The sequence below is a fragment of the Vreelandella arctica genome, assembly GCF_037070215.1.
In the GTDB taxonomy this organism is placed as follows: domain Bacteria; phylum Pseudomonadota; class Gammaproteobacteria; order Pseudomonadales; family Halomonadaceae; genus Vreelandella; species Vreelandella arctica.
This window is the reverse complement of sequence record NZ_JBANSN010000004.1, coordinates 206,540-228,869: the sequence shown is the minus strand read 5'-3', so window position 1 is coordinate 228,869 and position 22,330 is coordinate 206,540. Positions and strand designations below refer to the sequence as shown.

Annotated in this window: 18 protein-coding genes; 4 read left to right on the top strand and 14 right to left on the bottom strand. The window is 55.0% G+C overall.

Annotated features, from left to right (window positions below; translation table 11 throughout):
* Nucleotides 1-42 precede the first annotated feature (42 nt).
* The 8 genes from purH to ppa form a co-directional block, all read right to left on the bottom strand.
* Nucleotides 43-1,659 (bottom strand): bifunctional phosphoribosylaminoimidazolecarboxamide formyltransferase/IMP cyclohydrolase, encoded by a 1,617-nt coding sequence (purH, locus tag V8L70_RS05535; RefSeq protein ID WP_198556114.1) that lies wholly within the window; start codon nt 1,657-1,659, stop codon nt 43-45.
* Nucleotides 1,660-1,709: 50 nt separating this feature from the next.
* Entirely contained in the window at nt 1,710-2,069 is a 360-nt protein-coding gene (gene fis, locus V8L70_RS05530; RefSeq protein ID WP_008956430.1) for a DNA-binding transcriptional regulator Fis, read from the bottom strand.
* Nucleotides 2,066-3,118, bottom strand: coding sequence for a tRNA dihydrouridine synthase DusB (gene dusB, locus V8L70_RS05525; protein ID WP_101147172.1), 1,053 nt, complete (start codon nt 3,116-3,118; stop codon nt 2,066-2,068). Before dusB ends, fis begins: the two co-directional genes overlap by 4 nt.
* 99 nt (nt 3,119-3,217) lie before the next feature.
* The gene (gene prmA, locus V8L70_RS05520) at nt 3,218-4,132 is read right to left on the bottom strand and encodes a 50S ribosomal protein L11 methyltransferase (protein ID WP_101147173.1); all 915 of its coding nucleotides are present in this window, start codon (nt 4,130-4,132) and stop codon (nt 3,218-3,220) included.
* Nucleotides 4,133-4,289: 157 nt separating this feature from the next.
* A complete protein-coding gene (gene accC / locus V8L70_RS05515) occupies nt 4,290-5,630 on the bottom strand; it encodes an acetyl-CoA carboxylase biotin carboxylase subunit (protein WP_008956427.1) in 1,341 nt (446 codons plus the stop codon).
* 31 nt (nt 5,631-5,661) lie between these two features.
* Nucleotides 5,662-6,129, bottom strand: coding sequence for an acetyl-CoA carboxylase biotin carboxyl carrier protein (accB, locus tag V8L70_RS05510; RefSeq protein ID WP_008956426.1), 468 nt, complete (start codon nt 6,127-6,129; stop codon nt 5,662-5,664).
* Between the two features lie 357 nt (nt 6,130-6,486).
* Nucleotides 6,487-8,352 (bottom strand): protein-disulfide reductase DsbD, encoded by a 1,866-nt coding sequence (gene dsbD / locus V8L70_RS05505; protein ID WP_101147174.1) that lies wholly within the window; start codon nt 8,350-8,352, stop codon nt 6,487-6,489.
* A gap of 179 nt (nt 8,353-8,531) precedes the next feature.
* Nucleotides 8,532-9,062, bottom strand: coding sequence for an inorganic diphosphatase (ppa, locus tag V8L70_RS05500; RefSeq protein WP_008956424.1), 531 nt, complete (start codon nt 9,060-9,062; stop codon nt 8,532-8,534).
* Nucleotides 9,063-9,361: 299 nt separating this feature from the next.
* Between ppa and V8L70_RS05495 the strand changes: the two genes are divergently transcribed.
* The gene (locus tag V8L70_RS05495; RefSeq protein ID WP_008956423.1) at nt 9,362-11,077 is read left to right on the top strand and encodes a bifunctional protein-serine/threonine kinase/phosphatase; all 1,716 of its coding nucleotides are present in this window, start codon (nt 9,362-9,364) and stop codon (nt 11,075-11,077) included.
* A 332-nt stretch (nt 11,078-11,409) separates the two neighbouring features.
* Here the strand turns inward: V8L70_RS05495 and V8L70_RS05490 are convergent, their stop codons facing one another.
* Both V8L70_RS05490 and rnt read right to left on the bottom strand, forming a co-directional pair.
* Entirely contained in the window at nt 11,410-12,669 is a 1,260-nt protein-coding gene (locus V8L70_RS05490) for a 6-phosphofructokinase (protein ID WP_008957299.1), read from the bottom strand.
* 213 nt (nt 12,670-12,882) lie between these two features.
* Complete coding sequence (gene rnt / locus V8L70_RS05485) at nt 12,883-13,551, bottom strand: ribonuclease T (protein WP_008957300.1); 669 nt, start codon at nt 13,549-13,551, stop codon at nt 12,883-12,885.
* A 274-nt stretch (nt 13,552-13,825) separates the two neighbouring features.
* Between rnt and V8L70_RS05480 the strand changes: the two genes are divergently transcribed.
* The 3 genes from V8L70_RS05480 (at nt 13,826) to V8L70_RS05470 (ending at nt 16,684) form a co-directional block, all read left to right on the top strand.
* Nucleotides 13,826-15,046: an argininosuccinate synthase gene (locus V8L70_RS05480; protein WP_101147175.1), complete on the top strand. Its 1,221-nt coding sequence runs from the start codon at nt 13,826-13,828 to the stop codon at nt 15,044-15,046.
* Nucleotides 15,047-15,127: 81 nt separating this feature from the next.
* A complete protein-coding gene (locus tag V8L70_RS05475; RefSeq protein ID WP_101147176.1) occupies nt 15,128-15,457 on the top strand; it encodes an HlyU family transcriptional regulator in 330 nt (109 codons plus the stop codon).
* 69 nt (nt 15,458-15,526) lie between these two features.
* Nucleotides 15,527-16,684, top strand: a complete 1,158-nt coding sequence (locus tag V8L70_RS05470; RefSeq protein ID WP_101147177.1) for a DUF294 nucleotidyltransferase-like domain-containing protein — start codon at nt 15,527-15,529, stop codon at nt 16,682-16,684.
* A 38-nt stretch (nt 16,685-16,722) separates the two neighbouring features.
* Here V8L70_RS05470 and V8L70_RS05465 read toward each other — a convergent pair whose 3' ends face one another.
* The 4 genes from V8L70_RS05465 to V8L70_RS05450 are packed head-to-tail and all read right to left on the bottom strand — an operon-like array spanning nt 16,723 to nt 22,153.
* Nucleotides 16,723-19,476 (bottom strand): sensor histidine kinase, encoded by a 2,754-nt coding sequence (locus V8L70_RS05465; protein ID WP_101147280.1) that lies wholly within the window; start codon nt 19,474-19,476, stop codon nt 16,723-16,725.
* A gap of 2 nt (nt 19,477-19,478) precedes the next feature.
* Entirely contained in the window at nt 19,479-19,688 is a 210-nt protein-coding gene (locus V8L70_RS05460; RefSeq protein ID WP_008957305.1) for a hypothetical protein, read from the bottom strand.
* Nucleotides 19,689-19,718: 30 nt separating this feature from the next.
* A complete protein-coding gene (locus tag V8L70_RS05455) occupies nt 19,719-21,782 on the bottom strand; it encodes a 3'-5' exonuclease (RefSeq protein WP_101147178.1) in 2,064 nt (687 codons plus the stop codon).
* Nucleotides 21,779-22,153, bottom strand: coding sequence for a response regulator transcription factor (locus V8L70_RS05450; RefSeq protein WP_101147179.1), 375 nt, complete (start codon nt 22,151-22,153; stop codon nt 21,779-21,781). Before V8L70_RS05450 ends, V8L70_RS05455 begins: the two co-directional genes overlap by 4 nt.
* Nucleotides 22,154-22,330: the final 177 nt, after the last annotated feature.

Below are 22,330 nucleotides of genomic sequence, written 5' to 3'. Positions count from 1 at the left end.
TCAGCTTGATGCCGAAAGTGTGGCTAAGCGTTGTGGCTACTCTTAGTGGCGGAAGTGGCGCATGCCGGTAAACACCATGGCAATGCCTGCTTCGTTGGCGGCGTCGATCACTTCCTGGTCGCGCATGGAACCCCCCGGTTGAATCACGGCGGTAATGCCTGCGGCTGCCGCGGCATCAATGCCATCGCGGAACGGGAAGAAGGCGTCAGACGCCATCACTGATCCGGGCACCGAAAGACCTTCGTCGGCGGCCTTAATGCCGGCAATTTTAGCCGAGTAAACGCGGCTCATTTGGCCCGCGCCAACGCCCACGGTTTGGCCCTCTTTGGCATACACAATGGCGTTGGATTTGACGAACTTGGCCACTCGCCAGGCAAAGGCCAGATCACGCAGCTCCTGTTCGCTAGGGGCGCGCTGGCTGACCACGGTCAGGTTGTCACGGGTGACCATTCCGTCGTCACGTTCCTGCACCAGTAACCCGCCGTTGACACGCTTAAAGTCCAGCGCAGGCTGCTGCTCGCCGGGCCAGTGAGCGCTGACGTCCAGCAAGCGTACGTTTTGCTTATTCGCCACGATGGCAGCGGCTTCATCGCTGACCCCTGGGGCAATAATTACCTCGACAAACTGGCGATCAATGATCGCCTGGGCTGTTTCGGCGTCCAGCGGTGTATTGAAAGCGATAATGCCGCCAAACGCACTGGTAGGATCGGTGGCAAAGGCTTTGTCGTAAGCGGCTAAGGCGGTTGCGCCAATGGCGACGCCGCAGGGGTTTGCGTGTTTAACAATCACGCAGGCTGTCTCGTTAAAGGCTTTTACACACTCAAACGCAGCGTCAGTATCGGCGACATTGTTATACGAAAGCGGCTTGCCTTGGAGCATTTTAGCCGTAGCGACACTGGGCTCGCTCGCCTGGGGGTCAACGTAAAAGGCTGCCTGCTGATGCGGGTTTTCGCCGTAGCGCATGTCCTGCTTTTTATCGAGCTGCAGGTTAAAAGTGCGTGGGAAGGTCTTATCGCTAGCATTCACTTGGCGACCCAGGTAGTCAGCAATCGCGCCGTCGTAGCCAGCGGTGTGTTCAAACGCTTTTACCGCTAAATCAAAACGCGTGGCGCGACTCACCTGGCCATCCTGTGCGGCCAGCTCACCAAGTACCCGCGCATAGTCACTGCTATTGACCACGATAGTGGTGTAGGCGTGGTTTTTGGCGCAGGCGCGTACCATGGTTGGGCCGCCGATATCGATATTTTCAATCGCATCTTCCAGCGTGCAATCAGGCTTGGCTACCGTCGCGGCAAATGGGTAGAGGTTGACGACCACCATGTCGATCGGGGTAATGTCGTTCTCAGCCATGACCGCATCATCCTGACCACGGCGCGCCAGGATGCCGCCGTGGATTTTCGGATGCAGCGTTTTTACCCGGCCATCCATAATTTCGGGGAAACCGGTGTGTTCAGACACTTCTTTCACTGCGATAGCATTTTCCTGCAGTAGGCGGAAGGTGCCACCCGTGGAGAGCAGTTCAACACCATGTTTAGTCAGGCCACGGGCAAATTCTACAATGCCGGTTTTATCAGAAACGCTCAAAAGAGCGCGGCGGACGGGGGTGGCGCTACTGTCAGTCAAGGAAGAACTATCAGCCATGAGAGGATTATCAGCCATAAGAATGCTCGTATGCAGAGTCGAGAATAGAAAATAACAACGCCCCAGGGTTATGGGGCGTCACCTTCGATAAGTCCGTATTGCTTGAGTTTTTTACGCAGGGTGCCGCGGTTCAAGCCGAGCACATCCGCGGCACGGGTCTGGTTGCCGTCGGTGTGCTCCAAAACGCAGGCGAGTAATGGTGCCTCTACTTCGGCCATCACCATGGCATAAAGGTCGCTGGCTTGGCTGCCATCTAAATGCTCAAAGTAGCGGCGCATTGCCGTTTCAACAGCCTCTCTAAGCGGCTGTGGCGGTGAGCTAGCAGCCGCCGGATCCGCAAGCGTGCCCGTTAAATGGGAGTAGCCTTCGCTGGCACGGGTGTCGCTAGAAGAGTAGGTGTCGCTAGAGAGAAGATCGCGTTCGGTCATGCAGCATGGCTTCCTTTGGCTAGCAAACGTATGGCAGCACCGGGGGCCATCACGTCGTTGATCCAATCAAATTGCGTTTCAGGTGACGCTAACGCATTGAACTGCTGCTTAAGCGCGCGCTGCTGAGGCTGCGTAAAGCGTGGGTCGTCGCTGAGGTACCAGCCGACATGCTTGCGCGCAATACGCACACCCATCGTCGTGCCATAAAACTCATGCAACGCCTCGACATGCCCGTGTAGCACGTGGCGGCGCTCCACAAGGGTGGGTAGCGCCAACCGTTCCCCATGCTGAAGATAGTGGTTAATCTGTTGAAATATCCACGGGTTGCCCTGAGCACCACGGCCTACCATTACTGCATCAGCGCCGGTATAAGCGAGTACCTCGGCGGCTTTTTCCGGACTTGTTATGTCGCCGTTGGCTATCACCGGTATCGAGAGGTGAGATTTTATCTCAGCAATCGTGTCGTACTCTGCCTGTCCAGTATAGCGCTGCTGGCGGTGACGGCCATGTACGGCGAGTGCTTGAATGCCTGCGGACTCAGCTAAGCGGGCAATTCGCAAGGCGTTGTTTGATTCGGCGCACCAGCCGGTGCGAATTTTCAGCGTTACTGGAATATCGACCGCTGAAACTACTGCGTCAAGAATCTCGGCAACCAAGGCTTCATCGCGAAGGAGCGCCGACCCAGCGGCTTTGTTGCAGACTTTTTTCGCGGGGCAACCCATGTTGATATCGATGATCTGAGCGCCAAGTTCGGCATTCAACCGCGCCGCCTGGGCGAGCATCTCGGCATCGCCACCGGCGATTTGTACCACGCGGGGGTCGGGCTCTCCGCGATGGTCCATCCGTAGCTGCGATTTACGCGTGTGCCATAAGCTGGGGTCTGACGTCACCATTTCACCCACCACCCAGCCAGCCCCCAGCCGCCGACATAACTGGCGGAAAGGCCGGTCGGTGACGCCGGCCATGGGCGCGAGAATTACCCGGTTGGGTAATGCATACGTCCCAATGGTGACGGGCTCATTGGAGGCTAGTGCATTGGCTACAGTCATGGCGTTAGGCTTTATGTGTGCTGGGCTAGCGGCGAGTAGGCGATTCAAGGGGGCGTATGATACGCCTACTCGGTGATGGGGTGAAGGCCGTTTGCCGCTTTAACGCGGACGCTGGCCGTTAAGTCGCACCCATCCTTCGCGAATCACTGGCTCCTCCATGGCGATTCCCTGTGCGGCATAGGCTTCATAAACCTCATTTGCCTGGTTCGCCAAGATGCCGGATAGCGCAATGCGGCCGCTAGGGGCCACGTGCCCGGCAATCATTGGAGCAAGCTCGACTAGCGGGCCCGCTAAAATATTGGCGGTCACAACAGGGTAGTCGCCGCCATCACTTAACTGCTCAGGGTAGTAGAGCGTTAAATCCGGCTCGGCAATCCCGTTACGCTCGGCGTTGTCACGGCTGGCTTGGAGTGCCTGCGGGTCAATATCGGTGGCATCAGCATGGCTAGCGCCGAGTTTGAGTGCGGCGATAGCAAGAATGCCGGAGCCACAGCCCACATCCAGCACGGTCTGCTGGGCTAAGTGCCCAGCCACGGCCAGTTCATCCAACCACTCCAAACACAGCGCTGTGGTCGGGTGCGTGCCCGTTCCAAAGGCCAGGCCGGGGTCGAGAATCAAGTTAACGGCGTCGGCATGGGGAGGTTCGTGCCAGCTTGGTACGATCCACAGCCGCTGGCCCATCTGCAGCGGTGTGAAGTCATCCATCCATTCCCGCTCCCAGTCCCGGTCAGCCAGTAGCTCATATTCGATGGTGGGGCAGGGCTCCTCAGGCATCTGTTCGGACCATGCCGCCTCAATACGTTCCAACATGCTTTCGACGCCCTCTAGGTCATCGTAAAGGCCGGTCAGAATGGTGTCTTCCCAGAGCGGTGTGGTGCCACGTTCTGGCTCAAATACCGGATCATCGTGGGCATCCTGAAGGCCAATCGCTGTCGCGCCTTCATCAAGCAGCAGTTCTTCGAGAAACTCTGCTTGTTCAGGGGCGACATGGGCTTTGAGTTGGAGCCAGGGCATGGAGAGTCTCCGCAGGGCGAATTAAAGACAAATACAGTAAAGACAGATTCAGTAAAAACAAAGAAGGTAAAGACAAAGACGTTAAAGACAGAGACGGGGTGGACATGGCCACCCCGCTGGGCATCACTCTTAGCGCTGGAAAGCGTTTGAAGTGCTATTAGCTGCTGAGTTTCTTTTCCAGATAGTGAATGTTGACACCACCTTGACGGAAGTAGCTATCGCGAACCAAATCTTTTTGTAGATCGATATTGGTTTTAATACCTTCCACCAGCAGTTCATCAAGGGCATTGCGCATGCGCGTAAGCGCTATTTCGCGGTCGGCGCCCCAGGTGATCAGTTTGCCGATCAGTGAGTCATAGTGAGGCGGCACGGTGTAGCCGGTGTAGAGGTGGGAGTCCATACGGACACCCAGGCCACCCGGCGCGTGAAACAGCGTTACCTTGCCAGGGGAGGGCATAAAGGTGCGCGAGTCTTCAGCGTTAATCCGGCACTCGAAGGAATGACCGTTGAGCTTTACATCTTCCTGGCGAATCGACAGCGGCAGACCCGAGGCAATGCGCAGCTGCTCTTTAACGATATCGACGCCGGTGACCATCTCGGTAACAGGGTGCTCTACCTGAACGCGGGTATTCATCTCGATGAAGAAATACTCGCCGTCTTCGTACAAGAATTCAAAGGTGCCTGCGCCACGGTAATTGATCTTAATACATGCTTGGCGACACGCTTCTAGCACTTGGGCGCGAGCTTCCGGATCAAGACCTGGTGCAGGCGCTTCTTCAAGCACTTTCTGGTGACGGCGTTGGAGTGAGCAGTCGCGGTCATAAAGATGAATCGCGTTGCCCTGACCATCCGCAAGCACCTGAACTTCGACGTGGCGCGGTTTTTCGAGGAATTTCTCCATGTAAACCGTGCCGTCACCAAAGGCGGCATGGGCTTCAGTGCGAGTAACGGTGATTGCCGAAAGCAGGTGGCCTTCGGTGTGTACCACACGCATGCCGCGACCACCGCCACCGGAGGCTGCCTTGATGATGACCGGGTAGCCGATGCGACGCGCAGTGGCTAAATTGGTCGCATCATCGTCACCCAAGGGGCCGTCTGAGCCTGGCACCGTGGGAACGCCCGCTTCTTTCATCGACTGGATAGCACTGACTTTATCGCCCATCAGGCGAATCGTCTCTGCGCGGGGGCCAATAAAGGTAAATCCCGAGCGCTCAACCTGTTCGGCAAAGTTGGCGTTTTCAGACAAAAAGCCGTAACCGGGGTGAATAGCGGTCGAGTCAGTGACTTCGGCCGCACTGATCAGGGCCGGAATATTTAAGTAAGACTGCGCTGACGATGCCGGTCCAATACACACGGCTTCATCCGCCAGGCGAACATGCATGAGTTCACGATCAGCTTTGGAATGTACCGCAACGGTTTTAATGCCCAGTTCTTTACAGGCCCGTAGGATACGGAGGGCAATCTCGCCGCGGTTGGCGATAAGTACCTTGTCCAGCATGGGAGAGTCCACCCGTGTTGAAAATGAAGGATTAAGCGATGACGATCATGGGTTGATCGAATTCGACCGGCTCACCATCTTCTACCAGGATGGCTTCCACCACGCCGTCGCGGTCAGCTTCAATCTGGTTCATCATTTTCATGGCTTCAATAATACAAATGGTATCGCCTTGCTTGACGCTATCACCGACTTCTACAAACGACTTGGCGCCCGGCGCGGGGCTGCGATAGAAGGTGCCTACCATCGGGGAGTTAACGGCTTCACCACGGTAGCTTGTGCCTTGAGGCTCAGCTTCAGCAGCCGGTGCTGATGTAGGAGCGGGAGCTGCTGCATAGCCAGGCTGCTGTTGTGCGTATTGCGGCATGGGCTGTGGCTGCCACGAGGCGCCATTAGGGTGGCGGCTGATACGAACGGACTCTTCGCCTTCCTGAATTTCAATCTCGCTAATATTGGACTCTTCGAGCAGCTCGATCAGTTTCTTAACTTTGCGGATATCCATGGCATAGCCCCATCAATGTCATAAAAGAAGATTATGAGAAATAATCACACAGTAACCGTGGCCTATAGGCGAGTTGCTGCGCGGCGCTGCGCGGCTCATCTATAGGCGCAGTAAACCAAATTTAAAAATGAAGAGAACGCTGCATGTTAGCGAACGTTACCCCGTTCTCACCCCTAAAAAAGGAAGTTTTTAGCTAATATGGGAGCGGAGTTTGCCGAAAAAGTGCCAGGATGTCCAGCGACAGCCTAAGCCAGTGCTTAAACTGACGCTGAATGTAGATTTAAACAACTGTTTGACGATATTCGCGTCAAAACGCTGCTTAAGTGCCTTAGTGGGCAAGGCTCGTAGGGTGGTGGCTCAACTATTGGCAAGCCACTGGCTAACGGATTCAAGATGTTCATGCAGTTGGTCGGCGGTGACTTCGCCTTGAATGCGCGCATCACGAATTTCTTCGCCTTGACTGAAAAACAGCAGGCTTGGCGGGCCGAAAAGATTGAACTGTTCCAGCAGCTCACGACTTTGTGGATCGGTCTGCGTCACGTCTGCGGCAATTAATGTGTAACCCTCCAATGCCGCTGAAACACGTGGGTCAGGATAAACATCGCGCTCCAGTAGCTTGCATGAAATGCACCAGTCAGCGGTAAAGTGAACAAACGCCGGCTGATTAGTACTTTTCGCTTGAGCGATGGCCGCCTCAAGCGCGGTAAGGTTATCGACCTCAACAAACTCAAGCTGTTCCACTTGAGACTCGCCGGGCCCAATCGAGGTGGCCGCAAGAGGGCGCAGTGGGTTGCTGCCACCTTGCGCGGCACCAATCACCAGCAGGACGCCCCACGCCAGCAGCAAAACCCCCAGCGTTTGACGTGCCCGTGGCCACCCTTGCGGTTGATTGAAGTTCAGAGCCCCAAGCGCCAGCGCCGTGCCGATCGCGAGTGTTGCCCATAGAAGTAGCGCTATGGGTGCAGCAACTAAACGCTCGATCATCCAAATTGCCACACCCAGTAGCAACAGGCCAAAGGCAATCTTTACGCCATTCATCCAGGCGCCCGAACGGGGTAACAGTGTGGCGCCAAAGGTGCCGACTAAAAGAAGCGGTACGCCCATGCCCATTCCCAGGGCAAAGAGTACCGTACCCCCCATGGCTGCATCACCGGTTGAGGAGATAAACACCAGTGCCCCGGCTAATGGAGCGGTGACGCAGGGTGACACCACTAGTACGGAGAGCGCACCTGCTAACGCTAAACCCGCTGGTCCACTACGCTGAGCGCGAGCCTGCCAGGCGTCAATACGGGTGGCTAAGCGGGGCGAGAGATTCAGCGTGAAGGCCCCGAACATGGCCAGCGCAAAGAGCGTGAAGAGTACGGCGAAAGTGATAAGCACCGGTGCCGACTGTAAGCGCGCCTGAAGATTAAGGCCGGCGCCGAACAGCCCCATCAAGATCCCGACCAGCGCGTAGGTCAGCGCCATCCCCAGCACATAGCTTAACGAGAGAGCAAAGGCGCGTGGGCGGGTGGGGTTCTGGCCGACGACGATTGAGGAGAGAATCGGGATCATCGGGAGTACGCAGGGGGTAAAGGTAAGCCCCAAGCCGGCAATAAAAAACAGCCCTAACGCTAACGGTAAGCTTGCATCGCTAATCAAAGCGCTAAAGCGGCTATCTTCACTTTGAGGCCCCGCGAAGTTACTCTGTGAAGTAGAGGTAGCGGTAGCGATTTCACTAGCGGCGCTATCTCCTTCTTGCCAGTTTGCAAATTGATTGGGCGGCTCAGTCTCACTCGCTTGTAGGCTCAAGCGTTCCGGTGGATAGCATAGCCCTGCATCCGCGCAGCCTTGAAAGGTTAACTCAACGTTTAGCGGGCCTGCGTAGGGAGCGCTCAGCGGTACTTCAAACACCACCTGGTCGCGGAAGATGTAAACATCGCCCATGAATTCATCGTTGGTGAACGTGCCTTCGGGGATGTTGGGTTCGCCAAGCGTTATACCCTCGGTCTGACTGGAGACAGCAAACTGATGCCGATAAAGATAGTACTCATCGGTGATATCGGTACCGATAAAAAGCGTTTCTCCATCGTGCCAAGCGGTAGGCTGAAAGGCTTCCATTACCGGTAAAAATTCATCTTGGTTGCTAGACGATGAAAACCATTGGGCGTGTGCGCTCAAGGGTAACCAGCCGAGAAAAAAAACCAGTAAGGGAAGTAGGCTCAGGCGTTTAAGAGATAACACGGTGCGTCCTTAATTAATGGCATCGCAAGCTAGGACAAATAGCATACCGCAACCTTGAATCTCTCGCGTATACGCTGCGGTGACGTGACGCGGTCGCTAATGGTGCGTTAATCCTAACAACCTAAAAGGTCGCCCGAAGGCGACCTTTTCACATACACAGAAGCAACTTTACAAAACGATTACGCTTTCTGGTAAGCGATAACGGATTTTTCAATCGCTTTGCGCGCAGCGTCAGCGCCTTCCCAGGACTCGACTTTTACCCATTTGCCTTTTTCGAGATCTTTGTAGTTCTCGAAGAAGTGTGCAATTTGCTGGCGCAGCAGCTCAGGTAGGTCAGTGACTTCCTGAATGTCATCGTAGAGCGAACTAAGCTTGGCGTGGGGCACACAAATCAGCTTGGCATCTTCGCCGGCTTCGTCGGTCATGTTTAAAATGCCTACCGGACGAGCACGAATAATGCTGCCGGGTTGAACCGGGTGCGGGGTCACGACCAGCGCATCCAGGGCGTCGCCGTCATCGGCTAGGGTGTGGGGAATAAAGCCATAGTTGGCAGGGTAGAACATGGGGGTGGCCATAAAGCGGTCAACGAGTAGTGCGCCCATGTCCTTATCAATTTCGTATTTGATTGGATCGTGGTTGGCTGGAATTTCGATCACCACATAAACGTCGTTGGGGAGATCCTTTCCAGCAGGGATATTATCGAAGTTCATCGTTGATTCCTTGGTAGTACTGTGGCTTGAGTCGTGCAGAGGTTAGGTAATCGTTACAGAGTCGTTGATGGCGAAGAATTATACGAACATGACTACGCGATTACCAATGCGACATAGGTGGGCCGGTGTGGTTTAGCCGTTGCCCTATTATGAGGGAAATCAAAAAGCAGCGCATATAAAAGCGCACTAATACGATAGAGACGTTTGTTGGGCATCGTTTCTGCTCCGCTGCGTGTATCATAGGCAGAGTTTATTGACAGTGAAGTCCCTCGATCGAGTCGGCAGCCTAGGAGGATGACTTGTCGCACGCCCAGTTGCTCATCAGTTATGGTCAAGCATTTGTCGCGCCGGACCGGCGCCTGCACCGCAGTTCAATGTCGGTTCGCTTTCCTGAAGCGCCGCTGCTGCGCGCCAAAGGTGGCTGTGCCGTTATTAGTGACTCCATCTCACGCAATACCATGGCCAAGCAGGCCGGTGATTTAAGCGTGCGCGGCTTTCTGGCCGATTACTTCTCCACCCCTGATCATTGGGATGTCAAAACCTCGGCCACCCGCGTGCTGCGTGCCCTTAATAGCTGGTGCTACAGCCAAAGCCAGCATGTGAAAGAGGGCAGCTTTGTTTCCTCCATGTCGGCGATGGTCTTCCGTGGGCGCGAAGCACATCTGTTTCATATGGGCGACACGCTGGTGTTCCGTTTGCGCGGGGCCGAGTTTGAGCAGTTGAGCCGAGACCATGTCACCGACTTAGGAGGGTACCGTTATCCTTCCCGGGCGCTGGGTATGGATGGCAGTGTTGATATCGATTACACCCATATAGCGCTCAAACAGGGCGATCTGTTCTTGTTCACCACCCAGGGTGTGCGCGGTACTCTGCTACCTTCCGACTATGTACGCTTGATCCGCCAAGATGCCAGTGATCTGGATGCCGCCTGCGAACGGCTTGCCGATGAGGCGAAGCAGCGCGCCCAGGATCGTGGCTACGGTGGCGATCAGTTCTGCTTCCAGTTGGTGCGAATCGATGAGTTGCCTGACGAAGTAACGGAGCATCCAGGACAGCTCTACGGCGACTTGCCGATTCCGCCAGAACTGGCGCCGGGTGAGCGTTTAGATGGCCTTGAAGTTCTCGCTGTGCTGTCACGCACAGCGCAGTCGCGGGTTTATCGTGTTCGTGATGTGCATAGCGAGCGTGAAATGGTCATGAAAGCACCCAGCCCGGAGCTTTCGTTGCGCAACGCCTATCTGGAGCACTTCCTGCTTCAGCAGTGGGTGGTCGAGCGCGTCAATTCGCCGTTTGTGGTCAAGGTGATGGAGCCGTCGCGGCCGCGCCGTTATCTCTATTACCTGATGCAGCATATTGAAGGTGAAACGCTGCGACAGTGGGCCGAACGCCATCCTCAAGCCAGCTTAACGCAGCGCTTAGATATTGCTAATCAGCTGGGTAAGGCGGTGCAGGCGCTGCATCACCGGGAAATTATTCATCAGCAGATCAACCCCGATAATATCCTGATCGACCCGCACGGCAAGCTGGTGCTGACTGATTTTAGTGCCTGCCATATGCGCGACGGCGAAGGGCACCGCCACTCGGGTGAGTTGCTCCGCCAAATTGGCTTCAACGAGCACACCGCCCCTGAGTATGCGTTGGCCGACAGCATTGGTCGGCGCAGTGATCAGTACTCGCTGGCATCCACGACCTACTGGTTATTGACCGGTGCTTTGCCCTATACCTTGACGCCCAATCGCCTGCGCAGCCATACCGATCTTGAAGAATTAACCTACCGCAGCGCGCGCACAACCAATCCTGAGATATCCCAAGACTTAGACGATGCGCTACGCCGCGCTTTGGATCCGCAGCGGGCTCTGCGCTTTAGGCGTCTATCGGAGTTCTTGCATGCCCTTAGGGTGCCGCTGGGGCGATTGCCGAACCGGGAAGAGAGCCGCCAGGAGCCGCGGCGTTTCTGGCAGGGGGTAGCAGGTATATTGCTATTGCTGCTCGTGCTTTCCTGGCTGTTACGCTAAACCTACACAGCGAGTTGCGAATAAAACGGGGTTATGTCATTGCGAGGAGTGAAACGACGCGGCAATCTCAACGCCGCGGCGGCAGCTAACCCCGAGATTGCTTCACTGCGTTCGCAATGACATCAGGAGAGGTCATTGCGAGGAGTGAAACGACGCGGCAATCTCAACGCCGCGGCAGCAGCTAACCCCGAGATTGCTTCACTGCGTTCGCAATGACATAAGGAGAGGTCATTGCGAGGAGTGAAGCGACGCGGCAATCTCAACGCGCCGCGGCGGTACCTAACCCCGAGATTGCTTCACTGCGTTCGCAATGACATTGCTACAGCAAATATTTATAGCGTAAAAGTAGGCAGTTTACGTTCTGCTTTTGCCAGTTTCAGCTTGGCCACTTTCGGCAAGCCATTCTCAAACGGGGGGAAATCCTCGCCCTGGATCAATGGTGAGAGGTAATCCCGGCACGTCTGGGTAATCGCAAAGCCGTTGTCGCTGATAAAGTCGCGGGGCATAAATTTCTCTTTATTGGCCACCTGTGACAGCGGGGCAGAGATGACATCCCACTGGTAAGGTGACTGAGAAATACGACGAATAGCGGGCATCATGGCATTTTTGCCTGCTAGCGCCAGCGTCACCGCTTCGCGACCCACCGCATAGGCCTGTTCAACGTCGGTTTTAGACGCTAGGTGGCGCGCTGCGCGCTGTAGATAATCGGCCACTGCCCAGTGATACTTGTAGCCCAAATCCTGCTTGATCATACCGGCAAGTGTTGGCGCTACGCCGCCCAACTGGCGATGGCCAAAGGCATCGGTATTGCCTGCGTCAGCCAGGAAAGTGCCATCTTCGTAGCGGGCGCCTTCAGAAACCACGATCACGCAGTAGCCATATTGTTTAACGCTTTCTTCAACCCGCGCCATGGCCGCTTTACGGTTAAACGGGATTTCCGGGAAGATAATCATGTGCGGCGGCTCGCCTTCGGCTTCGCCCGCTAAACCACCGGCTGCGGCGATCCAGCCCGCGTGGCGGCCCATGACTTCAAGTACAAATACCTTGGTGGAGGTGGCGCACATGGAAGCAATATCCAGCGACGCTTCCAGCGTAGAGGTCGCAATGTACTTAGCGACACTGCCAAAGCCTGGGCTGTTATCGGTAATCGGCAGGTCGTTATCCACGGTTTTAGGCACGTGAATCGCGGTAAGCGGATAGCCCAGCTTCTCGGAAAGCTGAGAGACCTTTAAGCAGGTATCGGCACTATCACCGCCACCGTTATAGAAGAAGTAGCGAATATCGTGAGCTTTAAAGACTTCGATCAAGCGCTCGTACTGGGCGCGGTGAGTATCAATATCTTTTAGCTTATAGCGGCAAGAGCCGAAAGCACCACCTGGCGTGTGGCGCAGGGCTGCAATCGCTTCGTCACTCTCTTGGGTAACGTCGATTAGGTCTTCTGTTAAAGCCCCGATAATGCCGTTATGACCGGCATACACCTTGCCAATCTGATCGGGTGCTTGACGACAGGCTTCGATAACGCCACAGGCACTGGCGTTGATCACGGCGGTGACGCCACCGGATTGGGCGTAAAAGGCATTATGCTGGGCCATGGAAACGTCTCATCTCCTGAAAATGGGGAAAAATTAATCGATATCGTTTTATCACCGCCAAACACGCGCTAACCGGCATTGTCGGTGGTAAATCACATTGCAGTAATGCGGCAAAGTTTAGCGTAAAGCCTGATTTTCTGCATTAGCGGCTCTCTGCATTGCTGCCTCTATGCATGAGTAATGCATCAACGGCTAGGCGGCGGATGCCAAGTTCTAATCTGTGCTATCCATCTCTTGCTCTCGCTGGGCAAGCTGCCAGCCGCCCAAATCTTTATAGCGATTCACCATGGAGCAAAATAGCTCAGCAGTTCGCTCAGTATCGTAACGGGCGGAGTGGGCAGCTTTATTATCAAACTCAATGCCAGCAGCACGGCAGGCGCGGGCAAGCACGGTTTGCCCATATATCAAGCCAGCCAGAGTGGCGGTATCAAAGCTAGAAAACGGGTGAAATGGATTGCGCTTAATGCCGCAGCGATTCACCGCCGCGTTCAAGAATCCCTGATCGAACGCCGCATTATGACCGACTAAAATCGCGCGAGTGCAATCGTGAGCTTTGATTGACTTCCGTATAGGACGAAAAATTTCATTGAGTGCTTCAGCTTCGCTAAGCGCGACTTGGCTGCGCAACGGGTCATCCAGGTTAATGCCGGTAAAATCGAGTGCCGACTGCTCAACATTCGCCCCTTCAAAGGGGTGAATGTGGTAAGCATAGGTGGCATCAGGCAGCAGGTTGCCTTCCGGATCCATGGTTAGCGTAACGGCAGCAATCTCAAGTACGGCATCACCTTGGGCATTAAATCCCCCGGTTTCTAAATCAACGACCACCGGCAGGTAACTGCGAAAACGTTGGGCCATTAATTCGCGGGCAATTGCCTCGCTCATGCAGCTCTCCTTATGTTCAAGCGAGTAATAGTCTTCAAGCGAGTAATCATTCGACATTAGCGGCAAGCCGCCGCTTTGAATGGAGTGATTCTAGCAGCTTTAGCCCCCAGGCGTCGTTGACGGTATTCGCTGAGCATTGAGAACGCTATACTCAACGTCTGTCTCAAAGATCTATCTCAACGGTCGGTCGCAAAGAGCTCTCGCATCAGCCAAGTGTTAATGGCTAGCGTGGTTTTGTTTTTATCAATTTCTTATGGTCAATGAGGAGCAAAGAATGTCCGATGTCAAAAAGGTTGTGCTGGCATATTCAGGCGGCCTGGACACATCCGTCATCGTTAAGTGGTTGCAAGAAACTTACAACTGCGAGGTAGTGACCTTTACTGCCGACATCGGTCAGGGCGAAGAGGTCGAACCAGCTCGTACCAAGGCGCAAGCCCTTGGTGTAAAAGAAATTTACATCGAAGACCTGCGCGAAGAGTTTGTGCGTGACTACGTTTATCCCATGTTCCGCGCTAACACGATTTATGAAGGTGAGTACCTGCTGGGTACCTCTATCGCTCGGCCCCTGATCGCCAAGCGCTTGATCGAAATTGCCAATGAAACCGGCGCCGACGCTATTTCTCACGGTGCTACGGGTAAAGGTAACGACCAGGTTCGCTTTGAGCTCGGCGGCTATGCCCTTAAGCCCGGCGTGAAAGTCATTGCCCCGTGGCGTGAGTGGGACTTAACCTCTCGCGAAAAGCTGATGGCCTATTGCGAAGAGCACAACATTCCGGTCGATTTTGCCAATAAAAAGAAAAAATCGCCGTACTCAATGGATGCCAACTTACTGCATATCTCTTATGAGGGCGGTATTTTGGAAGATCCTTGGGCCGAAGCCGAAGACGACATGTGGCGTTGGAGCGTGTCTCCTGAAGCCGCACCCGATACCCCTACCTACGTTGAACTGACGTATGAAAAGGGTGACATCGTGGCCATCGACGGCGAGCCGTTAAAAGCCCACGAAGTGCTTGAAAAGCTCAATAAACTAGGAGGCGACAACGGTATCGGCCGCTTGGATATCGTTGAAAACCGCTACGTGGGCATGAAATCACGTGGCTGCTATGAAACACCTGGCGGCACTATTATGCTGCGCGCTCACCGCGCGATTGAGTCGCTAACCCTAGACCGCGAAGAAGCCCACCTGAAAGATCAGCTGATGCCGAAATACGCGGAAGTGATCTACAACGGTTACTGGTGGAGCCCAGAGCGTCGCATGCTGCAAGCGGCCATTGACGAGACCCAAAAGAATGTATCGGGTGTCGTACGTATGAAGCTCTATAAAGGCAATGCTACCGTGGTTGGCCGCAAGTCTGATGAATCGCTATTTGATGAGTCAATTGCGACATTTGAAGATGATGCGGGCGCTTACAACCAGAAAGATGCCGAAGGCTTTATTAAGCTGAATGCTCTTCGCCTGCGTATTGCCGCTGGCAAAGGCCGTAAGCAAAGCTAGTAAAACCTAGTTAATTATAAAAGCGTATATCTTGTCAGGGCGGCAGCTAATAGCTGCCGCCCGGCATGTTAAGGAGCCACTATGTTAAAAAAATTATTATCTGGCCTCTTTGGTAGTGATCGTCAGTCTGCGCCAGGCGCTACCACCAAAGCGGCTGATGCCGTGGAGTACAATGGTTATGAGATCGTATCTCAGCCGGACGATCAAAGCGGCCAATACCGTGTAAGTGGTTGGATTCGTAAGGCCGATGCCAGCGGTGAAACCCTTGAACACCGTTTTGAGCGTTCCGATATGCTGCCTGGACGCGAAGCGTGTGATGCTATGATGGTCACTAAAGCGCAGCGCTATATTGATGAAGTAGGGGAGGCAATGTTCGAGCCTGACCCACGTCGTGCTGGCGACAGCGCATAGTAAAACCGAGAAAGAAGTAAAACCGAGATAAAAGTAACGCCGACACAAACGTTCGTAAAGGAGAGGCGTATGCGAGTAGTACACCAAGCCTCGCCCTGGCGCTCCTTATTCAACGAGCATGGACATTTAAACACCATGGCGCTCGACGCGCCGCTCCAGCATCTTTTCTCAAAAACCTCTTCACCTCAGTCTTCCATTGCCGACGCTTATGCGTGGCAACCCTCCTTGGTTGAAACGCTGGCACATTACGATTTACCCGCTTGGCGTATCAGCCAGATCATTAGTGATCACAATGCTTGGCTATACCGGCGCGCTATTGCCCAGTCGCTTGAAGAGATGCAAGCGCAAGGGTGGGGCACACCACCGGTCGATTACTGTGTGTTGATGTTAGGTTCGGCGGCTCGCTACGAGAGCCTGCTCGGCCCTGATCAGGACAATGCGCTGATTATCGATGATTACCCTGACCATAGGCATGTTGAGATTGACGGCTACTTCCAAGCCCTGGGCGAGCGGTTTACTCAACGTCTGGATGAAGCCGGCATTCCCCTTTGCCGAGGCCATGTGATGGCTCGCTGGCCAATGTGGCGCAAGCGGATAAGTGAATGGCAAGCACAGCTGGAAATCTGGAGCGCCGATCGACGGGTGAAGCGTGTTCAGCAGACTAATATTTTGCTCGATTTTTCTCCCATCGCTGGCAATCAAGCACTTGCCGCGCAACTGGGGGATAGCATCGCCGCGATACTCCCTAACGCATCGCTTTATATGGATGAAATGGCGGCGCTACTGAATGAGTTGCCGGTAGCTTTGAACCGCTTTGGGCAACTTGCCTCGAGCCCACACCTTGAGGCTCCTCACGAGCAAGCCATTAATCTGAAACTTCAGGGCCTATTGCCTTTGATTAGCGCTGCGCGTTTGTTCTGCCTGCGTTACGGGCTGCGCCACATAGCCACCCGCGAACGGTTGATCGCGCTCAGTCATATGAGAGATGGTCATACGGAAGATGGTCATAAGGTGGATGCGCTAACGTCGGCTGAATCGGCGTTGCTTATAGCCGCTTTTGAGCGTCTACAGCAACTCTTATTAGATCAGCAGCGTTACAACAGAGCCCGTGGCCAAGCCGCAGACGCCTGGGTGGATCTTCGCCGCCTGCGTGAAGACGAGCGCCTGCTATTAAAGTTTGATCTGCAGCAGATTAGAGCGTTTGTTCAGCGCGCCAAAAGTGGTTAGCGGAAAGTTCTTGGCGGAAAGTTCTTAGCTGAATAGGATCAAGCGTGGGTGTCATCCGGCGCCGCGGGTAGCTCCAGTGTTAAACAGGCACCGCCAAGCGTTTTGGCATCCTCAACCCAGAGTCGTCCACCCAGATGAGCGATAATTCCACGGCTAATGGGTAGTCCCAAGCCGCTCCCTCTGGGCCGTCCTCTTGGTATATCATCGTCTTGCTGTATCTGATGAAATTTTTCAAATACCCGTTCACGCTCATCCGCGCTAATCCCGGCGCCGTTATCCTCCACGCTTAAACGGAAATGGTGGCGATGGCGGTAGAGCGACAGGCGCACTTTAGGCTGGTGGCGATCGGCAAACTTACTTGCGTTATCAAGCAGGTTAATAATCACCTGTTCTAAACGATCATGGTCACCAACCACCATTGCTGGGTCTGCTTCTAAATCAACCTCTAGTTGGATGCCCCGCTCTTGATGCAGGTGCGCGATGGCGTCAATGCTGTGTCGGGTAAGCGCGGCAAGATCCAGCGGCACCGGGTTAAGCGTTAAACGGCCACTTTCCAGACGGGCAAGGTCCAGTATTTCTTCGATTAAGCGTGAGAGCCGTTGGCTTTCGAGAACGATGACACCCAGAAAATGCTGGCGCTTTTCATCGGGTAGCTGGCCGCTATCGCGCAAAATTTCAGCAAAAGCGCGGATGGAGGTTAGTGGCGTACGGAGTTCGTGGCTGACCATGGCGACAAACTCATCTTTTAAACGATCCAGCTCCCGCAACCGTTCATTAGCGCTGCGTAACTCTTCGCCGATTTGGACGAGCTCTTGGGATTTCTGCTCTAAGCGGCGGTTGTACTCAAGGGTTTGCGAGGTGGTATCCAGAATACTAAGGATCGACTCAATATCCAGCGCCTCGCCGCGAACCACTGAGTTGATCAACACCCGCGCTGAAGAGCTGCCAAGGGCCCCCGCCAATGCCTGCTCTGCACGTGTAATCAACTCAGCGGCAGCGGGCTCGTCTGCCACAAATGCGTTTTTGATACTGCTATGGCTGAACACCCGTCGGGTAGTGTGGGCACCGAGATAGCGAACCAACAGCTCTTTGAGTGCCCCCTGGGTGGTTTGCCCGCGCCATAGTGACGTCGATAGTGATGTTGTTTGTAGATTGGGGTTCATCGCTTCGGTGAACAGCGCCGCCTGGGTTTGCTCCAGGGGCGTTGGGCGGGTAAACAGCGAAACACCGACCAGCAACCCGACGTTGACCAGCATGCTCCACAGCAACGAGTGGGTGTAAATATCCCAATTTTCGAGTCCAAACAACGCATAGGGTTTCAACCAGCCGATTCCCCATGGCCCTTCGGTAAGTAGCGTGGCGTCCAACCAGCCCGACTGGGCAAACCCCGGCAGCAGTAGTGTATAGCACCACACCAAAAAGCCAGCGATTAAGCCTGCCGTGGCGCCTTGGCGAGTCGCACCACGCCAGTAAAGGCCTATCAATAGCGCCGGTGCGAACTGTGCTGCACCTGCAAAAGAGACCAGCCCGATTGTGACCAGACTGTAGGAATCGCCAATCAGCGCATGGTAAAGATAACCCAGCAGCAGAATCAGCACGATAGCGACCCGACGAATTCCCAGTAGCCAGCCGGCAAGTTCGCCTTTGGTGCTGAGGTGCAAACGCCGTGAGCGCAGCAGCAGTGGCATCACCAGCTGGTTACTGACCATTGTGGAGAGGGCGATTGTCTCGACGATCACCATGCCAGTTGCCGCTGAAAGCCCCCCAATAAAGACCAGTAGCGGCAGCCCTTCTAAGCCTGCCGAAAGCGGTAGCGTCAGAACAAAACTATCGGGGTCGCCTGCGCTCGCACCTAGCAGCAGGCCCGCCAGGGCGATAGGGATTACGAACAGGTTGATCAACAGCATGTAAAGGGGAAATAGCCAGCTTGCTCTGGCTAAATGCTGCTCGTCGACATTCTCTACCACCAATACCTGAAACTGGCGGGGAAGCGTTAAAAAGGCCAGGAAGGCGAGCACCAGCATGCCCACCCAACCAGTGACGCCACCAGGAACGCTGTCCAACCGCATGCTATCGACCAGCGCTGGCGTGGCTGCTACCTGAGCAAACAGCGCCGCGGGGCCTTCAAACATCACAAAGACCACGAAAACACCGACGGCCATGAAGGCGACCAGCTTCACCAGGGATTCCAGCGCGATGGCGGCCACCATACCCTCGTGGCGTTCGCTGGCATCCAGGTGGCGAGTGCCAAATAGAATAATAAACACCGCCAGTACCAGAGCCACCCAGAGCGACTTATCCATCCAGAAGTGTTCATCCACCAGCGTGGTGTCGGCCGCTTGTGGGTAGTTAATGAGCACTGCATGGCTAACGGTAATGGCCTTTAACTGCAGGGCAATATAAGGCGTGATACTGATCAGCGCCATTAAGGCCACCAGGGCGCCTAAGCTGGTACTTTTGCCGTAGCGGGCACTGATAAAATCGGCAATGGAAGTAATGCGCTGGCGGGCGGCAATGCGCACCATCTTGCGGACCACGAAGGGTGCCAGCAGCATGGCGAGTGTGGGGCCAAGATAGATGAGCAAAAAGCTGGGGCCATACTCCGCAGCGCGGCCTACGCTGCCGTAGAAGGTCCAGGCAGTGCAGTAAACGGCAATGGAGAGGGCGTATACCGTGGGCGAGCCGATCAGCGATCGCCCCTGCTCGGCCCGCCGGTCGCCCCAGGCCGCGACCACAAACAGCAGTGCTAAATAGCCAAAGGCAGTGCCTAGGATGACGGCGTCAGTACGCATCATCAGCGATCCGCACGGTGTTCCATTAGCCAAGCCGTCAAACCGATGACGACTGCCCAAGCGCAAAACAGATAGAGCGGTAACCAGCCGACGTTAAAGGAGGGTAGACGGTCTACCACGATAATCAGTGGTGGGCAGAACAGCAGTAAGGCGACCGCTACCAGGGCCATTAAGCGTTCGGTTTGTCGCGATTTAGTGCCTGTCTTTTTCATGAGGCGAAATTTTTCATAAGACTAAGCCTTTCATAAGGCACTCGCATCCTGTCGGTCAAAAGCATTGGCTTGTAGCGTTAAAAGCTGTTCCAGGGTATCGACGCCGCGGGCCTCTAAGCGTGGCAGCAGGGCTAGCCAGAGTTCTGCGGTCACCCGAGCATCGCCTAAGGCAGTGTGGCGGGTGCCGGGGGGGAATGCCAGGTCGTAGCGCTGGGCAAGACTATCCAGGTCATGCCCGTCCAAGGCTTCGTCCAGTGCCCGAGAAATCAGCAGGGTGTCGATGACGGGAATATCAAAAACGACGCCTTTGTGGCTGATGGCGAGCAGATCAAACGCGGCGTTATGTGCCAGTAATACCGCTTCTCCTACAAAGTCACGAAAGCGGGTAAGTACGATATCCAGCGGTGGTGCACCTATGACATCGGCATCGGTAAGACCATGAATGGCCGTGCTGGCGGCAGGAATAGGTCGCTGTGGGTCGACTTTTTGATCGAAAGCCTCGCTTGCCAATAGCCGCGCGTTGACCACGCGGCAGGCACCAAGACTGATCACCGTGTCACCTCGACGCAGCTCAAGCCCGGTGGTTTCGGTATCAAACGCCACGACTTCCAAGCTGCGCAGGGAACGACTCGCAAGCGCTTCATCCGGCGGGGGCAGGTCGGCAATCCCAAAATCATGAAACTCGGGGCGTGGTGGTGCGGTTTCCCGCGGGGCACCGACGCGTTCAACGGCAGGGAGCGGAAGGCGCAGGCGGGCATGCACACCATCATCGTCGACCAAGCTCCAGAGGTCGCTGGCGTGTTGGCGCAATACATCGGCCACGCTGGGTGTTAGGGGCAGTGAGTTGAGCGGCTGCTGGCGCCATTCAGCCAGTTCATGTTCGGGGATCGCTTTGCCACGCCAAATTAGGTCTAAATAGACACGCTTATTGCCTAGACATATTTCACCTTCAAAGCCGCTCTCAGGAAGGTGGGTATTCAGATGCTTTACTAATGAGTCGAACAGCGCAATCAGGGCGGGGGCATCGCCTTTAAACCAAGCGGGCATGCCCACCGGGGTAATCAAACGATGCTCTGGGTCTAGGCGTTCATCCAGTGCTTGCCAGAAATCGTTAGACCACATCGGCGTTAAACGCTCGCCCTGATGCTGCATATCGTCGAGCAGTTGGCCGATTTTAGCCACGTTGTCGCCTAACGTGATGCCTTCCTCATGAATAACCCGCTCAAACCGTTGGCGTAACAATGACGTGCTATCGTCGTTTTGATGGCGCAGTTGGATCAGCGCATCGGCAGCGCTGGTTAGGCTGGCGGTATGCTGACGGAGAGGCGTCAACATATTGGCCAATTCGGCTCTTACGCCCATTTCACTCGACCACGATGCCGTTGCATCACCAAACGTCAGCAATGTTTCGCCATCGCTACCCGGCACGCGACGCAGAATAACTTTTAGCCACCGGTTATCACAGGGGGCAAGCAGTTCTCGTGGGGAGCCATCGTTAGGCAGTTGGCTAAGTGCTTGCTGTAAGCTAGCAACTGGAAGCAGCGCTTCAAGACGTTTACCTAAGCCTAGCCCGGTATTGCCGACAAAAAAGTCTTCAGCCGCCTGGTTAAACAGCATTACACGCCGGTGGTGGTCACATAAAAGTAGGGGTGTTTCGAGTACCTGCAGCAGTGTTTCCAGTTCCTGGCGGATGCGTGCCGCGCTGCGGGCGCCATCGGCGTGGGCGGTAGCGAGGCGGCTGCGATCTTCGCGCCAGCTTTCGCGCACACGGCGTAAATCTGGCCCCAGCCCTTTTAGCCAACCCTCGGGCGGGTGTTCGTCACGGGCGTCAGGATTGGCAACCAAGCGTGCCAGCTGCACCTGTAAATGGCGTAGCGGTGTAAACAGCATGCGTTCAAGCACTAAGCCCACCATAAATAGGGTCGCGCCGCCGGAAAAGCTGCCTAGCCATAGCGCTATTCGTGTTACGCCCGTGGGTGCGAGCTGAGCATCCAGCCAGGCGGCAAAAATAGCGCCACCCAATAGGCTGATGCCGCTTAGCGAGAGCCATAAGCCAATCAGGCGCTGGCGTTTGGGCAGCCCACCACGGGTCATGGCTGCTCCTTAATGAGTAGCGCTTTGACTTTTTCCACCAAGGATTGGGTGGAAAAAGGCTTGGTAATATAGTCATCAGCGCCCAGCGCCATGCCTTTTTCACGCTCGACATCGCGGCCGTGGGCAGTGAGCATAATAATCGGTAGTTGGGCGGTGCTTTCTTCGTTACGCAGGCGCTCTAAAACGTCAAAACCGCTAATCCCTGGCAGGCTGATATCAAGCAGGAGTAAATCGGGCTGGCTATCCTGGACACGTGCTAACGCCTGTTCACCATCTTCGGCAGTCACTACCTCAAATCCTGCTTGCTCCATCAAGAACTCAAGCGATAGCACAATGTTGGGTTCGTCATCGACGACGAGCACTTTGGCCATGGTGTTCTCCAGCTTTTATTTGTTTTAACGACGCATACTTGCAGTCTAGATAGATCGAGACAGTCAGCCAAGACGACCTTGGCCGAATGTACTAGCAATCCGCTAGCAGCGAGCAAATGCGATTGGTTTGGTACACTGGTGTCTCTATGCCATGGCATAACAAGCGATGGCTTACTA

Excerpts from the sequence above, each read along its gene's own strand:
- V8L70_RS05460 (WP_008957305.1), bottom strand. The coding sequence starts at position 19,688 with ATGAAAAAGACAGGCACTAAATCGCGACAAACCGAACGCTTAATGGCC.
- accB (WP_008956426.1), bottom strand. The coding sequence starts at position 6,129 with ATGGATATCCGCAAAGTTAAGAAACTGATCGAGCTGCTCGAAGAGTCC.
- V8L70_RS05465 (WP_101147280.1), bottom strand. The coding sequence starts at position 19,476 with ATGCGTACTGACGCCGTCATCCTAGGCACTGCCTTTGGCTATTTAGCA.
- dusB (WP_101147172.1), bottom strand. The coding sequence starts at position 3,118 with ATGACTGTAGCCAATGCACTAGCCTCCAATGAGCCCGTCACCATTGGG.
- fis (WP_008956430.1), bottom strand. The coding sequence starts at position 2,069 with ATGACCGAACGCGATCTTCTCTCTAGCGACACCTACTCTTCTAGCGAC.
- accC (WP_008956427.1), bottom strand. The coding sequence starts at position 5,630 with ATGCTGGACAAGGTACTTATCGCCAACCGCGGCGAGATTGCCCTCCGT.
- V8L70_RS05480 (WP_101147175.1), top strand. The coding sequence starts at position 13,826 with ATGTCCGATGTCAAAAAGGTTGTGCTGGCATATTCAGGCGGCCTGGAC.
- rnt (WP_008957300.1), bottom strand. The coding sequence starts at position 13,551 with ATGAGCGAGGCAATTGCCCGCGAATTAATGGCCCAACGTTTTCGCAGT.
- V8L70_RS05475 (WP_101147176.1), top strand. The coding sequence starts at position 15,128 with ATGTTAAAAAAATTATTATCTGGCCTCTTTGGTAGTGATCGTCAGTCT.
- V8L70_RS05490 (WP_008957299.1), bottom strand. The coding sequence starts at position 12,669 with ATGGCCCAGCATAATGCCTTTTACGCCCAATCCGGTGGCGTCACCGCC.
- V8L70_RS05470 (WP_101147177.1), top strand. The coding sequence starts at position 15,527 with ATGCGAGTAGTACACCAAGCCTCGCCCTGGCGCTCCTTATTCAACGAG.
- ppa (WP_008956424.1), bottom strand. The coding sequence starts at position 9,062 with ATGAACTTCGATAATATCCCTGCTGGAAAGGATCTCCCCAACGACGTT.
- purH (WP_198556114.1), bottom strand. The coding sequence starts at position 1,659 with ATGGCTGATAATCCTCTCATGGCTGATAGTTCTTCCTTGACTGACAGT.
- V8L70_RS05450 (WP_101147179.1), bottom strand. The coding sequence starts at position 22,153 with ATGGCCAAAGTGCTCGTCGTCGATGACGAACCCAACATTGTGCTATCG.
- prmA (WP_101147173.1), bottom strand. The coding sequence starts at position 4,132 with ATGCCCTGGCTCCAACTCAAAGCCCATGTCGCCCCTGAACAAGCAGAG.
- V8L70_RS05455 (WP_101147178.1), bottom strand. The coding sequence starts at position 21,782 with ATGACCCGTGGTGGGCTGCCCAAACGCCAGCGCCTGATTGGCTTATGG.